14 protein-coding genes are annotated in these 15,839 nt (G+C 52.1%); 3 read left to right on the plus strand and 11 right to left on the minus strand.

What is annotated here, in order from left to right:
* Positions 1–176: 176 nt before the first annotated feature.
* Together OEL90_RS08230 and OEL90_RS08235 are read right to left on the minus strand one after the other, a co-directional pair.
* A complete protein-coding gene (locus OEL90_RS08230; RefSeq protein WP_291403576.1) occupies positions 177–1,634 on the minus strand; it encodes a M20 family metallopeptidase in 1,458 nt (485 codons plus the stop codon).
* Positions 1,635–1,690: 56 nt separating this feature from the next.
* Positions 1,691–3,097, minus strand: a complete 1,407-nt coding sequence (locus OEL90_RS08235; protein ID WP_291403578.1) for a sodium/glutamate symporter — start codon at positions 3,095–3,097, stop codon at positions 1,691–1,693.
* Between the two features lie 292 nt (positions 3,098–3,389).
* Between OEL90_RS08235 and OEL90_RS08240 the strand changes: the two genes are divergently transcribed.
* On the plus strand, positions 3,390–4,736 hold the full coding sequence (locus tag OEL90_RS08240) for a hypothetical protein (RefSeq protein WP_300687856.1): 1,347 nt from the start codon (positions 3,390–3,392) through the stop codon (positions 4,734–4,736).
* 190 nt (positions 4,737–4,926) lie between these two features.
* Here the strand turns inward: OEL90_RS08240 and OEL90_RS08245 are convergent, their stop codons facing one another.
* The 4 genes from OEL90_RS08245 to OEL90_RS08260 form a co-directional block, all read right to left on the minus strand.
* Entirely contained in the window at positions 4,927–5,472 is a 546-nt protein-coding gene (locus OEL90_RS08245) for a 2-oxoacid:acceptor oxidoreductase family protein (RefSeq protein WP_291403582.1), read from the minus strand.
* Positions 5,473–6,282, minus strand: coding sequence for a thiamine pyrophosphate-dependent enzyme (locus tag OEL90_RS08250; protein WP_300687857.1), 810 nt, complete (start codon positions 6,280–6,282; stop codon positions 5,473–5,475).
* Entirely contained in the window at positions 6,282–7,382 is a 1,101-nt protein-coding gene (locus tag OEL90_RS08255; RefSeq protein WP_300687859.1) for a 3-methyl-2-oxobutanoate dehydrogenase subunit beta, read from the minus strand. The genes OEL90_RS08250 and OEL90_RS08255 overlap by 1 nt, the downstream gene beginning before the upstream one ends.
* A gap of 61 nt (positions 7,383–7,443) precedes the next feature.
* A complete protein-coding gene (locus tag OEL90_RS08260; RefSeq protein ID WP_291403588.1) occupies positions 7,444–7,650 on the minus strand; it encodes a 4Fe-4S binding protein in 207 nt (68 codons plus the stop codon).
* 58 nt (positions 7,651–7,708) lie between these two features.
* Here OEL90_RS08260 and OEL90_RS08265 point away from each other — a divergent pair, with 58 nt between their 5' ends.
* The gene (locus tag OEL90_RS08265; protein WP_300687861.1) at positions 7,709–8,083 is read left to right on the plus strand and encodes a hypothetical protein; all 375 of its coding nucleotides are present in this window, start codon (positions 7,709–7,711) and stop codon (positions 8,081–8,083) included.
* Between the two features lie 23 nt (positions 8,084–8,106).
* On the opposite strand, the gene OEL90_RS08270 is transcribed toward OEL90_RS08265, so the two are convergent.
* The 5 genes from OEL90_RS08270 to OEL90_RS08290 all read right to left on the minus strand — a co-directional run bounded on the left by OEL90_RS08270 (position 8,107) and on the right by OEL90_RS08290 (position 13,633).
* Positions 8,107–9,285, minus strand: a complete 1,179-nt coding sequence (locus tag OEL90_RS08270; protein WP_300687863.1) for a PLP-dependent aminotransferase family protein — start codon at positions 9,283–9,285, stop codon at positions 8,107–8,109.
* Between the two features lie 28 nt (positions 9,286–9,313).
* Positions 9,314–10,228 (minus strand): phosphate acyltransferase, encoded by a 915-nt coding sequence (locus OEL90_RS08275; RefSeq protein ID WP_331488115.1) that lies wholly within the window; start codon positions 10,226–10,228, stop codon positions 9,314–9,316.
* A 13-nt stretch (positions 10,229–10,241) separates the two neighbouring features.
* A complete protein-coding gene (buk, locus tag OEL90_RS08280; protein ID WP_291403596.1) occupies positions 10,242–11,303 on the minus strand; it encodes a butyrate kinase in 1,062 nt (353 codons plus the stop codon).
* 235 nt (positions 11,304–11,538) lie between these two features.
* Positions 11,539–12,306: an IclR family transcriptional regulator gene (locus OEL90_RS08285; protein ID WP_300687866.1), complete on the minus strand. Its 768-nt coding sequence runs from the start codon at positions 12,304–12,306 to the stop codon at positions 11,539–11,541.
* 109 nt (positions 12,307–12,415) lie between these two features.
* Positions 12,416–13,633 carry an L-lactate MFS transporter gene (locus OEL90_RS08290; protein ID WP_291403599.1) on the minus strand — a complete coding sequence of 406 codons (1,218 nt, stop codon included), beginning with the start codon at positions 13,631–13,633 and terminating at the stop codon, positions 12,416–12,418.
* Between the two features lie 423 nt (positions 13,634–14,056).
* Here OEL90_RS08290 and nhaC point away from each other — a divergent pair, with 423 nt between their 5' ends.
* Entirely contained in the window at positions 14,057–15,466 is a 1,410-nt protein-coding gene (nhaC, locus tag OEL90_RS08295; RefSeq protein WP_291403601.1) for a Na+/H+ antiporter NhaC, read from the plus strand.
* Positions 15,467–15,839: the final 373 nt, after the last annotated feature.

Here is a 15,839-nt window from a genome sequence, read left to right on the forward strand (position 1 = left end):
CATTATATCAGATTTTAAAATCATGCGGTGAGTAGATGATGATCTGCATAAGGAAAAACCTTGAGTTTGCCGATGGTCGCGCAACCTCAAGGTCTTTTTTATTGTGGTGTAAGCAGGTGTCGATAGTCCTCAGCCACTGCGTCTAATGCCACACAAGCCCACAAATCCTCTTCACTTCAATTCCCCATCCGCCTCGGCTGAATCTCCGGCGGAATCGGGCACTCATAAACATCTCCGTCCAGTCTGGCCTTAAATTCTTCTTTTGCCTGTACAATAGCCTCCGGATCGTGAAGCAGTTTGATGGAAGCCGCAGCGAAAATCTCAGCAGCCTTCAGCATCCCCTTATGGGCGACAGAGGATTTGCCCTGGGCCACCATTTGCCATGAATGGGCTGGCGTCCCTAGCGCGTAGCAGCAGACTGCGAATTGTGCCGTTGGCACGTTCCAGCTGACATCGCCAACATCAGAGGATCCCGGGACTATTCTGTCTGATGGCGCATGCGGAAGGACCGCATCACACAGAGACTTTCCTTCAAGTGACTTGATGACTTCTCTGACTTCCTTATTCTGTTCCAGCGTCAGCATGAAAACGTCTTTATTGAGCGCCTGAGCATCCAGCGTCGCGCTGAACTTATTCGCATAGTCATGATCTTCCGGACCAAACGCCGGCGCGCCGCATGCCATCATGGTCTCATGGATGACTTTCTCAAGAGCCAGATTGGGCACCACATTGCTGCAGGCTTTGTCAAACTGGATGGTAACCTCAGTTTCCGTCATGAGCGCAGCCCCACGAGCAATATTGTCAATCCGAGCGTTGATCTCTTTAACATCTTTGATATGAGGTGCCCGGATCAGATAGAGGGATTCCGCGTTAGGCTGTACGACGTTTGGAGACAGTCCGCCAGAATTGGTCACAGCGTAGTGGACTCTGGCCTCTTGAATGATGTGCTCTCTCAGGTAATTGACCCCAACATTCATCAGCTCAACAGCGTCCAAGGCACTTCTTCCAAGATGCGGAGACGCCGCAGCATGGGAGCTCCTGCCTTTAAATTGATAGTAGATCTGGTGATTCGCCAGCATACTTGCCGATATGACGAGATTCACTGAAGCCGGGTGCCACGCAAGTGCCACATCCAGTCCGTCAAAGGCCCCACTTCTGGCCATGTAGGCTTTCCCAGATCCGCCTTCCTCACCCGGACAGCCGAACAGGACAACGGTACCGGCGCTGCCGGTCGACTCAAGGTATCGCTTCACCATTATGGCACCACCCACGGATGCTGCCCCAAACAAATGGTGCCCGCAGCCGTGGCCATTGCCGTTCTCATTTCCGCTGATCACCTTGCGCTCTGTCACGTCCGCCTCCTGGCTGAGGCTGAACAGTGCGTCGTATTCGGCCAGGATTCCTATTACCGGCTGACCGGAGCCAAAGGTGGCTTTAAAAGCGGTTGGGAGACCTGCCAGGTTATTCTCGACAGCAAAGCCCTCTCCTTCCAAATAAGACATCAGTATGGCGGCAGACTGATATTCTTCAAATCTAGTCTCCGCAAGCTCCCACAGCTGATCGCTCAGCTGAGTTAAGCCCTGCTCTATTGTCTTCAGTTCATTTTGTATGTTTTGTATGTCAAAATTTTTCATGGTCTTCTCCTTCATGTTGGCATGAGACGCATACCATCATTGTGTCATCAGATCAACTAATTGGTCTCGACCGCTTGCTTGCTGGTTCCATTTGCGAGTTTCTTGTAAACGATCAGTCCGACCAGGCAAATGACGGCTTGTAAGCCGGCAGCCATCACTACTGACATGGCACCCTTTGACAGCATTAGTCCCACATAAAACTGCATGACCGCGAAGCCAAGCACCGAGTTGAAGGTATAGGCTATCGAATAGTTGCCCAGAACAGGGCTTTTCAGCTCCGGATCGCAGATTCTAAGCAGGAGCAGTCCGGTTAGGAAAACGCCAGTGCTGGTCCCAATAGCAGCTACGGCATGCTCGAACCAATATTCGCTGATATACTTCTTAGCAAAGTAAATCGCCGGTATGAAGGTGACGATAAAACCCAAGATGGACATGACGACAATTGGTGAAATATACGCCATGATGGCTTTGACTGGAAGGCTTGCAATAGCTGCAACAACGGCAATTTCAGTCAAAGATCCGGAAATTTTCGATTTGACTTTGGTATCGACCAAATACTCAATTTTGAGTTTAACCATGACGTACCAGACGCCAAACATGACAATGATCGCGTAGCCCCACACTGAGATGTCTTTAAGCACCGGTACTTCAAACACCTTTAAGTAATGAAGAATCAGGTAGGCGAGGCCACTGGCTGCCAATATAATCGCGCTGTGGAAGGCGAAGGTGTCAATGGAAGAAGAGTTCGTCGTTTCTCTGCCTACAGAAGGCTGCTTGGTGACATCTGTCTGATAACCGACTTGAATGTGCTGAGGAATGTCCCCAGGTTTATCGAGAAGCTGGGTTTTTCCGGATCGCGCCGCCCAGTTGATCAGCACAATACCGCCAAGAATACCGCCGAGGAGGCCGATGGTCGCAGTCGTAATCCCCACACCCTGTGCGATCTCCCAATATGGAAGGTTCATCCCTTTAAGCATGTTGCCGAGCAGACCTGCCGTGCCGTGACCGCCGGCAAAGCCCATAGTCAGCTCCCAGCCAAAGGTGTCATAAAGTTCAGTGCCGGCGCCCTTGAAAATGGCATGCACTATGAAACCGACCATGTATTGAAGCCCAACAATTAAGGTCAGGATAAAGAACATAGGGACAATGTCCTTTGAATCTGCCCCGCCTTTACCTTTAGAGCCTTTACTGCCAAAGGACAGTCCAAGTGGCACCGAGGCGACAATTGGTACAATCAAGATACCAGGCAAGAGAGAGAAGATTGCCATCCAGGATTCAGGCACCGGGATTAACTTAAATCCTACGGGTCCAAGCAGCAATGCAATGAATCCCCCAACGACTGAAGCAGGCATAAAAGTCTTTTGCAGTACTTTTACTTTTGCTCTGAGGAAGGTCCCCAAAAGAAGAAAAACACTCAGAAATGCTAATGAAAATAATAATTCCTGAAAAAGCGCGTTAGTCATTTCAAACCTCCTATTTTGGACTTATTTTTTTTAAGTCTTTAATTTAAGATGATTCTATCACGTTTTTATAAAATTTCAATACTTTTGCGATCGTTATTTTAACTATTTTTTCAGAAATATGACTTTTGATGGCTCCCGCCTTTCAGGGTGAGGTGTTGGTGTTGTGACCATCGGCTGAATAAAGTCTTTAATTTCCTAAGACCCGCTAATCGAAATACAAAAAATTCATAGTCACAAAACCGCCAAACTAAGTTAAACTAAGAGTTAGGAACTCACGAATCGGAGTGATCGAATGCTTAAAATCGCAGTAATCGGACCAGGCCAGTCCTTGGACGCCATACGTCAGGCACTTGAGATTCAGCCCTTTGACTGTCAGTTTCTTTATTACACCTATAAACGGCCGGAAGATATTCTGGACATTTACAACGCGTCCTACGCGGATTGGGATGCGATCATCTTCAGCGGCGAGCTCGGGTATATGTATTTTAAGGACCACACCCAGCAGATTGATCTGCCGCTGAGCTACCTTGAAGTAGACACCCAATACTTTTTTGGCCAGCTCCTGAAATACCTCACGGAGTCCCCCGGCGCGACCCTTGAGCGTGTCTATGCTGACTTTATCAGTGAAACGAACGATTACCTGGGGTTGAATCAGTATATTGAAAAAAGTTTGATGCCCATCACGCCAAAAGCATTTGTCTATGACAGCACTATGTACCAGATGACCCTGGGTGAAATCCTGACCCTCTGGAAATCACAACAGATTGATGTTGTTTTTACACGGATTACCAATAATATCCCCAATTTCGAAGCCCTTGGCATCCCGTATATTCACATTTATCCACCAGCTGCCGCGATCCGGGACGCTATTAAGCGCGCCGTGGATGAAGTCAGGCTGCACCACCTGAGTAACAATCAGCTGGCCGTTGGGCATATCGATCTGTTAATAGATGATCAGACCAAGGCGGATTTCAGACTCACAGAGTATCTGGAAATTACAATGTACAAACACCTGGTCGATTTTCGAATGATCCATCAGATGAATTACAGTATTCTCAAGCTTTCCGGCGTCTATGAGATCACCTTCTCCCGCGTCGAGATTGGCAGCACACAGGACCATTATGCCTTCCCGCTCTTGAATTATCTGTCAGAACACTATCCTGAAAATTTCAATATCGGGATTGGGATAGGCAGCAGCGTTGAGGAAGGCCGGGTTCACGCCATTGAGGCGCTGGCCGAGGCCAGGCATTTTGGCGTTCGCCATGGCTTTATGGTCGACCAGAACAACAGAATCTGGGGCCCAATTGGAAACCCAAACTGTATTGAATACAGACCGCTCCCGACCCAAAGTGAGCGCCTCTCCAAGCAGCTCAACATTTCCCCTAAGAATCTCGAGCGGCTGCTCGCTTATTCAACAACCACACCGTACATGACCTCGGATCAGGTCGCCGAGGCCCTGAATATTACTGTCCGAAGCGCTAACCGCATCCTCAGCCGGTTAGCTGCCGATGGTTTCCTCGCCATCATCAACAGCGAGGAGCCCGGTGAAGTTGGGTGTAACGAAACCAATACAGGCGCCGGCAGGCCGGTGAAGCGGTATGTGGTGAATAAAGGCAAGATTGATGTGCTGCGGGGGTAGGGGTTGAGTAAGATGTGAAACTCGGTGTCTGACACCGAGTTTCACATCCGCACTTTAAACAGGAAGACAAAAGCAGAGAAGATGGCGCGGGGCGCCATCTTCTCTGCTTTTGTCTTCTCACCTTTAGTTAATTGGGGAAAAGCCTGATACCAGAAGCATGCGGCTTCTGGTCTCAGGCTTTTCAACCTTCCTAAATAAACCCAAACCCAGCCCTCAGCGCACTGGAATTCAGAGTCTCATACTTCTCCTTGCCCTTCTTTCTGAAAACCTGGTTCATGCCATTCAGCGCCTCTTCCTCCGTAAACTCTCCGGTGGCCTTCACCACGACGCCTGCCATGATGATGTTGGCCCCGAGCATGTGGCCCAGCTCCTTGGCCATGCTCGAGCAAGGAACCGCAATGAGTTTGACGTCCGTGCGCGTGCACTTCGCCGGATCCACCAGGTCGCTGTTTATGACAATGGTGCCGCCTTCCTTGACCATCGGCAAAAATTTCTGGAAGGAGGGCTCGTTCATGGCGAGTAAGAGATCCGCCTCTTCCTGGGAGGGGTTGTAGATGTAGCTTTCGCTGAATTTGACGGTGCAGTTGGCGGTGCCGCCTCGCATGGCGGAGCCGTACTGTGGGATCCAGGTGGCGTGGAGGCCTTTGAACAGAGCCATCTCGGCCATGAGCAGGCCTACGGTGAGTACGCCCTGGCCGCCTGAGCCGGCGAAAATGATTTCTTTGTATGCTGCCATCTATTTAACCTCCCTTTGCTCATTTGCCCTGGTTTTGAATTCACCGAGGGGAAAGTGCGGCGTGACGGCTTGATCCAGGTGCTTCATGGCGTCCGGGGCCGTCATGCCCCAGTTGGTCGGGCAGGAGGACAGGATTTCGACGACGCTGTAGCCTTCGCCGCTGAGCTGGGCCTCGAGGGCCTTTTTGATGTAGGTCTTGGTTTTGTTGATGTTCGCGGGTGTGCTGACGCTGCCTCGTGCCACATAGGCGGCTGCATCAAACTGCGAGGCGACGAGCTCCGGAAAGCGCAGGGGCATGCCGGTGGTGGTGCAGTCGCGACCATCGGGGGAGGTTGTGGTTTTCTGGCCCGGCATGGTGGTGTTGCTCATCTGGCCGCCGGTCATGCCGTAGTTCGTGTTGTTGACTACGAAGGTGGTGAAGCGCTCGTTGCGGTAGGCGGCGCTTGTAGTCTCGCCTATGCCGATGCTGTAGGCGTCCCCGTCCCCCTGATAGGAAATGACCACGTTGTCCGGGTTCACGCGCTTAATGGCCGTGCAAACCGCGCCCGCCCGGCCGTGGGAGCAGTGGAGACGGTCGGTTTCGAGGCCGCCGCCCAGAAGGCTGGAGCAGCCGACGCCTATGCCAAAGATGACGTTGTCATCTTGACCCAGCTCCTCCAGGCACTCGGCGATCAGCCGTATGATGATCCCGTGACCGCAGCCCGGGCAAAAGCTCATGGGCCTGTCGATCAGTGCGGGTACTTTTCTCGGTTTTATGTTCACCTTGGTTTTGACGCTCGTGTTCGTGTTCGTGTTCGCGTTCGCAGCCATTAATAGACCTCCTTCATTTCACCGCTGAGGACTTTGGCGTAATCCTCCATAATTGCCTTGGTGGACGGCACGCCGTAGACGTGGGGGTTACAGTAGACTGGTGCCGGACAACTTCCACCGCTGCAGTCGCTGCCCTTTTTCTTGCCCTGGCGCATGACCGTCAGCGCAATGTCATCCACCAGCTGCCCCGTGGCGTTGGCTTCAATGGAAATGTAGCCCTTCACGTCCGGGTTGACCTGCTCGAAGGCCTTCTCCGGGAATGGCCATGCTGTAATAGGCCGGATGTAGCCTACCTTGTGGCCCTCAGCCCGGAGCTGCTCTACCGCGCCAATAGTCGCCCGACCCGGCATCCCATACGCCACAAACACGTAATCCGCATCTTCAATGTGCTGTGCTTCCCAGCGCTGTTCCGTTTCCTTTACCTTGTTGTATTTAGCGTTGAGGGCGACCGCTTCTTTCATACTGTCCCGGTCGAAGATGCCAATTTTCTTGTTCGTATATTTGCCGTCGAAGCCCCATTCGAAGCGCTTTGGCGCTTGCATCTCCGGCAGCACGCAGGGCTCCATCATCTGGCCCAGGGCGCCTTCTGTCATGAGGACGGAGACCATTCTGTATTTTTCCGCAAGGTCGAAGGCTTCAACGGTGAGATCAGCTGCTTCCTGGACGCTGGCCGGACAGAGGACTATACATCTGTAGTCTCCGTTACCGCCGCCTCTGGTCTCTCTATGGTAGTCGCACTGGGCGGAAAGGAGCGTCCCTATGCCGTTGCCGTAGCGCACAACGTTGACGACCACGGCTGGGAGCTCTTCGTCGGACAGGGTGGTCATGCCCTCCTGCTTGAGGCTGATGCCCGGTCCCGAGGATGCCGTGATGGACCTGACGCCGCAAGCGGCGCTGCCTATGATCATGTTGATCCCCGCAATCTCTGACTCCGCCTGAACGAAGGCCCCTCCGACCTCCTTCAGCCGCCAGGACATATACTCCATGATCTCCGATGACGGCGTGATGGGATACCCCGCATAAAATCTGGCTCCCGCCCGGATCGCCGCCTCAGCGATTGCTTCATTGCCTTTTATCATTTCACCTTTTACGGTTGACATGCTGCTGCCTCCTTCTTTTCTGAGCGTCTTAGCGCCTTAGTGCCTTAGCACCCTGGCTTCATCACTTAGTACCGGGAATTTCGTAGACCCCGTCCGGGCACGTGGTGTAACAAATGCCGCAGGCGATGCACGCCTCATCATCAATCACCGTGAACAAATAACCCGCTGTATTGATCTCCGAGCTGAAAGAGATCGCTTTTTTAGGACAAACCGCGACACACAGCCCACATTGCTTGCACCGCTGCGGTTTCGTCAATACTTTGCTCATTTTGCATCCTCCTCAATGTTACAGAAATATTACCGTAACTGACACCAAGTGCAACTCGGTGTCAGACACCAAACTCAACTCGGTGTCAGACACCAAACTCAACTCGGTGTCAGACACCAAACTCAACTCGGTGTCAGACACCAAACTCAACTCGGTGTCAGACACCAATCTCAACTCAGTGTCTGACACCAATCTCAATTCAGTGTCTGACACCAAGTGCAACTCGGTGTCAGACACCAAACTCAACACGGTGTCTGACACCAATCTCAACTCAGTGTCTGACACCAATCTCAACTCAGTGTCTGACACCAAACTCAACTCGGTGTCTGACACCAAACTCAACTCGGTGTCTGACACCAATCTCAACTCAGTGTCTGACACCAATCTCAACTCAGTGTCAGACACCAAACTTAACGCCAAAGCTGCGCACTAGGCGCCAGCCACGAAGCGCAGTTGCTACAGCCTTTCCTTAATCAAAGCCCCAAGGCGCTTGATCCCTTCCACGATCTTGTCGTCCTCCATAGTCGAGAAGTTCAGCCGGATCGCGTTGTTCCGGTCTGCCAGCGGATAAAAGGATTCCCCCGGAATATAAGCCACACCACGCTTGATGGCTTCAGGCAGCATCGCTTTTGTATCGACATGAGACGGGAGCTCCACCCAGATAAACATGCCGCCCTCCGGCCGCTCATACCTGGCCTCCAAAGGAAAGGCCGCTTCCATAGTCTCCAGCATCAGATCCCGCCTGCGCTTATACACCCCTTTGATCGTCTCGAGATGCGCGTCAAAATCATTTTCCTCAAGGAACGCGTCGACCTGCATCTGCGCCAGCTCCGCCGGCTGAAGATCGCAGCCGTATTTCACAAGCTCAAATTTCTTGATGAAATCCTCGTGGGCGCAGATCCAGCCCACCCTGAGACCCGGCGACAGCACCTTGGAAAAGGAGCCCATATGTACCACATGCTTACCAGGATCGAGCGACTTAACAGAAGGCACCCGCGAACCATCAAACCGCACCTCACCATAAGCATTGTCCTCCAGGATCACCCGGTCATACTTGACCGCCAGTGCCACTAGTGCCTGCCGGCGCTCCAGGGACCAGGTCCGCCCCGTCGGATTCTGGAAGTTCGGAATGACATAAATCAGCTTCGCCTCTGGATGCGCCACGAGCTTCGCCTCCAGATCCTCCGGCTTCATGCCTGCCTCGTCGCTGTCCACGCTTATGTAATCCGTCTCAAAAGTCTTAAACGCTGTCAGTGCCCCAAGATAACTCGGGTTCTCCGTCAGGACCACTTCCCCGGCATTCAGAAACAGCAGCGCACTCAGACTGATCGCCTGCTGAGAGCCAGTGGTGATGGCAATATTATCCACCCCCGTCACCACGCCCTCCCGCGCCATCAATCCGGCAATCTTCTGCCGCAGCGGCACATACCCCAGCGTCAGCCCATATTGCAAAGCCGACTCCGCCTGCTCCCGCAGCACCTTGTCCGTCGCCTGCCGCATGGCCTCCCCCGGAAACAGCTTCGGATCCGGCAGCCCGCCCGCAAAGGAAATCGTCCCCGGATTGGCTGCAATCATCTTCATGACCTCCCGTATATCCGACGGCTTCAGCGCATTCATTCGATTCGCAAAATTCATGACCTTATCCTCCTCATAATCCAACACTCTATAACTGCAAATTCGCCGCCAGATGCGCCAGCGCAATGGAATTCAGCTTAATCTCTGCCGTATCGGACCGCGACCCCAGCACCACAGGATGGCTCGCCCCCAAAATGATCCCGGCCCACTTCGCCTTATTGAAATGCAGCCACGACTTCCCCAGCACATTCCCGGTCTCGATATTAGGGAAAATCAGCAGATCCACATCCCCCGCAATCCGGCTCTCGACCCCTTTGTGCCGCGCCGCCTCAGCGTCAAAGGCCACATCGAAGGCAACAGGCCCCTCAATCACACAGGACGGCAGCTCACCAGACCGCACCGCTTCCACCAGCGCCGCCGCGTCCACGGTGGAGACCACCTTTGGATCCACCATTTCATTCGCCGTCAGCGCCGCCACCTTAGGTTCCGGTATGCCGATGGTCTTCAGTGCCAGCACCGAATTCGCCAATATATCCTTTTTCTGCGCCAGATCCGGGCTGACGTTGACCCCACTATCCGAGGCATAAATCAGCTTGTGATACCCGGGAACCTCATAAACCGCAAGGAGCGAAAGCAGCCGTCCCGTCCTGAGTCCGCGTTCACGGCTCAGAATCCCCCTCATGTAGACGCTGGTATTGACGAACCCCTTCATCAGGATGCTCGCCCGGCCCTCTCTCACCGCTTGAACCGCCGCCTCAACCGCCTCCTCAGGGGTTTCCGCCTCCACAATCTCATAGTCCGTCAGCCCAACCTCTTTCGCCAAGCTCTCAATCCCTGCCTGACGCCCAACCAGAATCGAGCGGACAAAGCCCAGATCCTCAGCCAGCTTCACCGCCTCCAGCACCGCTCTGTCCTCTGCACCGGCGACGCTGATCACAGATCGCGGTGCTGATTTCGCCGCCTCAATCAGCTCTCCAAAGTTTCTCATCATCCCTGAACCCATCCATAAGCCCCCTTTACCGATACACTTTTGGCGCTTCTTCACCGCTAAGCACTCGGAGCGCTCCAAGGGCCAGCGCTTCCATTTCCATTTCCCCTGGAACAATTTCAACCTCCGCCAAATAACCCACACGCTTCTCAATTTCCTGGCACACGTAAGCCGAATAAGCTATGCCGCCTGTGAGAATGATGCGGTCCACCTTCCCATGAAGCGACGCCCCATACATGGCAATTTCCTTGGACACCTGATATATAAAAGCGTCCATGACCAGCTGCGCCTTCTCGTCACCGCTCAGGCAACGGCTCTCAATGTCCCGCATGTCCTTGGTTCCGAGGTAATCATACATGCCGCCGGTGTTGCTGATCTTATCCACCATTTCACCATAGGTATACTTGCCCGAATAACACAGCTTGACTAGTGGATAAGTGATGATCCCGCCGCTGCGCTCCGGAGAAAACGGCCCGTCTGACCGACCTCCACTGCCGTCGATCATTCTGCCATGGGCGTGGGGCGCAATGGAGATCCCTGAGCCCAGGTGCGCCACTATGAAGTTGAACGCCTCATAGCGCCCCCCCAGCTTAGCGGCCGTCTTTCTGCAGACTGCCTTGTGATTCAGCGCATGAAGCCAGCTGGCCTTCTCAATGTCAGACAGCCCTGTGAGTCTGGAGATTGGCATGAACTCATCCACGGACACCGGATCCACCACATAAGCCTCAACCCCGGCCTCATCCGCGATCTGCCTGGCCAGCACCGCCCCAAGATTGGAAGCATGCTCCCCTTGAATGGCATTTTTCAAGTCTGAAATCATAGCCTCATTGACCGTGTAAACACCGCCTTCGATGGCCTTCATCAGCCCGCCTCGCCCAGCTACAGCGCTGAGCCCCTCCAGCGGCTCATTCTGTTCCGCCAAAATCTTAAGTATGAGGCTCTTTCTGTAGTCATACTGATCAAACAACGTCTTGAATCCCTGAAGCTCCGCCTGGGTATGGTCGATGCTCTTTTTAAAGACCTCACGCTCGTTGTCATAAATCGCAACTTTAGTCGAGGTACCGCCAGGATTGATGGTCAAAATTCTCATAGGTATTGGCCTCCCATTTCATCAACATTTTCACTTCCAACACGTCATTCACCTATCAAACTCATTTTTCAGAACGCCGTTCCGAATAATTGAGCTGAGAAAAAAGATAATCGACTTATCTTTTTTCAAAAATGGTTTATTTTTCGATATCGAAATCAACTTCAGCGTCGATACCAATATCAACGTCAGCATCAGCGTCAACGTCAGCGTCAACACCAACATCCGCAGCTCTTTGCTACAGCGCCTCCTGCGTAATCCTTCGGCTGATCTCGACCACCCTCTGAATCTTCTCGTCCAGATCTTCCCGATTCATCCTGACCGTAGGCCCGGAGATGCTGATCGCCGCTATGGCGTTCCCCCGCTTGTCCAGGATTGGCGCGCCAATGCAATACAGCCCAATCTCCTGCTCCTCGTTGTCAATGGCGTAGCCCTGCTGCCGGATCTTCTTAAGCTCCGCCATCATGCCTTCCCAGCTGACAATGGTATTCTCGGTATAACGCTTCAGCGGCTGCTCCGCATAGGACATGAGGTCAATATCCTTGGAAAAAGCCAGAAGACTTTTGCCGATGGACGATATATGCAAATCGCTGCTCGATCCTACACCCGGATTCACCGACAGCACTTTGCTCTTACTGAATTCCTTCAGAATGATCACACTCTTGTAGCCCACTTCCGGATCCCGGTCGAGAACCGACACGTTGACCACTTCGCCATAAGCCTCAAACAACTCTTTGGCATAAGGGCGAACCACATCCGCGAGAGAAAACTTCTCCCCGACCAGGAGTCCCATGGCATAGACCTTCATCCCCAGCCAGTACTTGCCGTTTTCGGGGTTCTTCTGGACAAAGCCTTTATATTCCAGGGATGCCAGCGACCTGTGAATGGTGCTTTTGTAGAGGTCCAGATCTCTCGCAAGCTCTGAAACGCCCATTTCGCCGTTATTATGATACAGCGCCAGCAGGATGTCCAGCGCGCGATCGACAGCGACAATTCTTTCGGTCATAATGTGACTCCCTTTCCTGTTCCGATTTTTGACAACATCGTTCCGACTTTATTTTACAATGAGTGGTTGTTGGTTGTCAATCCATCGGCAATAGCTTTTGTTAAAATTTTTAAGCAGCTCTTGAAGTTCGGTTTGGAACTTTTAGTCTGGAAAATACAAAAGTGAGTCCCAGCGCAACAATCAAGAGGCCGGCAGAAACCATGTACGCTGTGGTAAATTGCCCGGTCAGATCGTAGATCCAGGCGCCCGTCATAGGGCCAATTATGCCGCCCACACCCCAGCCAGTGAACATGAGGCCAAAGTTGACGCCAAAGTTCTTGAGTCCGTATAAGTCAGAAATGGTCGCCGGGAAAACTGAAAAGATCGCGCCGTAGCACATGCCCGCCACCGCGACGCCCACCGCCAGAGCCGGCACTGAACGCAGAGTGGTGAACGCAAGCATATTGATGGCTTGCAGAATAAAGATGCCGCGGATCAAATTGAGGCGTCCCAGCTTATCTGACAGGCTGCCGCCCCCAAATCTGCCTATGGTGTTGAACAGCGCCAGCAGCATGACAAGCAGGAAGCCGCCGGCCCAACTTGCCTGGACTTTGGCAATGGACACGACATGACCAATGACCATCAGCCCTGCAGATGAAGACATAGCGAGCATCAGCCAGATCACCCAGAATTTTGGCGACCGGAGCATTTCCTGCCAGGTGTGGTCATTCAGCGCCTGGGCCTTTTCCATGACCGTCTGTTTGGCAGCATCCTTCTCCGGCGGATTCTTGAGGAGTTGCGCCAGGATCATCCCCACTGCCAGACTGATCGTGCCAACGACAATGAATACCGCAGAAACACCATAGGTTTGATTGAGCCAGTTCGCCAGTGGCGAATACATCATAGAGGACAAACTGACGCCACCGACGACCACACCGGTGACCATGCCCTTCTTCTCTTTTGGAAACCATTTTACTGCCGGCGGGGTGGTTGACACATTCAGAATCCCAATCCCGCTGCCTCCAATCAGACCAAAGGCCACAGCCACAAACAGCGGCTCCGTCTTGAGTCCGGACAAAATGGCACCGGTGCCCATCAGTATGACGCCAATAGTCGCAGTCCACCTGGGTCCCTTTTGATCCTGCAGCTTTCCAAAGAACACCATGGCTATGACGAAAGTTACAGTTGCCAAGGTATACGGCAGCGATGCCTGCTTGCTGGTCCATCCCAGCTGGTCAATCAGCGAACGGCTGACTATGCCCCATATGTAGAGCATCCCGGACACAAGATTAATCCCTGCGGCGGCACCCAGCACGGTGTACGCCTTTTTTTGTGTTGCGCTTTTCATGTGCTGCTCCTCCTTTTCAGTGTGTAGTTTCATTAACAGCAATTGTAAATGATTCCGCACACATATTCAACTCTATTTCCGGTCTGTCGTTCCGAAATAGTTTCAGTGAATCACTATAGCATTATAAGAATCAGAGTTCAACCCATTTGAAAATCAATTATTATTTGCCTTGCTCTTTATGAATATTTCTTCTTAAAGGAGTCAGTGCCATTCAAGAGAAAGACTTTGCTGAATCTGACATCCGCGTCTTTCTAAAATTATTTTGTGCCCATATGAAACGATACTCCCTTCACTTTTCATAGGATAATCTGAAATTTAACGCTTGATTTTTTGCAATTTTCAGTTTAATCTAAGGTCATGCCATTTTATCAGAACGCCGTTCCGAAAATTTACATCCAAAAATCGCAAAGGAGGAACTCTTCAATGGTCACAAAGATGAAGAAACAAGCCACCCTGGGTCACGCACTCATCCCCATGCTCTTTATCATTGCAGCGCTGATCTTTACCATGCAATTTTGGGGCGGTGACCCCCACATTCCAATCCTCATGGCAGCGGTTGTCGCGGCAATTGTCTCAGTCTTTGGTCTCGGTTATACATGGAAGGAGCTTGAGGATGGGATTATCGACACCATAAAAATGTCTATGCAGGCTCTGTTGATCGTCATGATCATAGGGATGATCATAGGCACCTGGATTCTGGGCGGCATAGTGCCAACCATGATCTACTATGGCTTGAAGCTCCTATCTCCGAGCATTTTTCTCGTTGCGACTGTGCTGCTCTGCAGTGTGGTTTCCCTTGCAACCGGCAGCTCCTGGACGACTGCTGGTACGGTCGGAATCGCCCTTGTCGGCGTCGGCATTGGACTTGGCATGAATCCAGGTTTAGTTGCGGGCGCGATCGTCTCCGGCGCCTACTTTGGCGACAAGATGTCCCCACTTTCCGATACCACCAACCTGGCACCTGCCATGGCCGGCTCTACACTTTTTGAGCACATCCGACATATGACCTATACCACCGGGCCATCCTTAATCATTTCGCTGATCATCTACGGGATCATTGGAATGAAGTTTGCCAACAACGACCTGGACACCTCTGCCATCAATGAAATCCTCACAGGTATGGAAGCCAACTTCAATATTTCCCTTGTCCTCTTCGTGGCGCCACTGCTGGTAATTCTCATGGTCATCTTTAAAGCGCCCGCAATCCCGGGACTTATGGGCGGCGCGCTCCTCGGAGCTCTGTTCGCATTTATTTTTCAAGGGGCAGACATGTCCTCCATTATCGAAGCCATGCACTACGGCTATACCTCAGAAACAGGCATTACTGTGATTGATGACCTTCTCTCCCGCGGCGGTCTCGACAGTATGATGTGGACCCTGTCCCTGATCCTTTGCGCCATGAGCTTTGGCGGCGTTATGGAGAAGTCCGGCATGCTGGAAGCTATTGCCCGTTCAATTCTGAAACTCGCCCACGGCACAGGAAGCCTTGTGCTTGCAACGATCATCACCATCATAGGCATGAACCTGATGGCCGGCGACCAATATCTCTCCATAGTTATCCCTGGCCGTATGTATAAACAAATTTATCAGGAACGCGGCCTTCATCCAAAGAATCTCTCCCGCGTCCTTGAAGACGCAGGCACGCTGACGTCGCCACTGGTGCCTTGGAATACCTGCGGCATCTTCATGGCTGGCACCCTGGGCGTCGCCACCCTGGCCTATCTGCCTTACGCTTACCTGAACCTGATCAATCCGCTGGTTTCAATTTTCTACGGGTTCACTGGCATCACCATGGAGAAGCTTCCTGAAGCCGAAGCTGCGGCTGCCGCATAGATTAGAACATAATTACATAACGTCTGTTTAAGAATAGATTAATTAACTGTGACCATCGGCAACCTCTTTCAAAGCTTTTCAAAAAGCTTTTTTAGGATTCCTGCCGATGGTCATTTCAATTCCCACCTCTCCCCCGGGAGCGGTTTCAGCCACACAAATCCCAGATCGTCAACCCTCTCAAACGCTGATATTTTTACAGATCGTACAAAAGGTAAATTCTTTTTACGTATGAAGATAGAAACCTGCTTCTCAAATCATAACACCTCTACTTAACTAACCATCGAAACTGCTTAAATCACCGTGTTTGAAGCAATTTGGAAATTATCATACAATTTTGATAACACTGGCACAACTATTGCACTGATTTATTGAA

It is taken from the genome of Acidaminobacter sp. (genome assembly GCF_030247605.1).
Classification (GTDB): Bacteria; Bacillota; Clostridia; order Peptostreptococcales; family Acidaminobacteraceae; genus Acidaminobacter.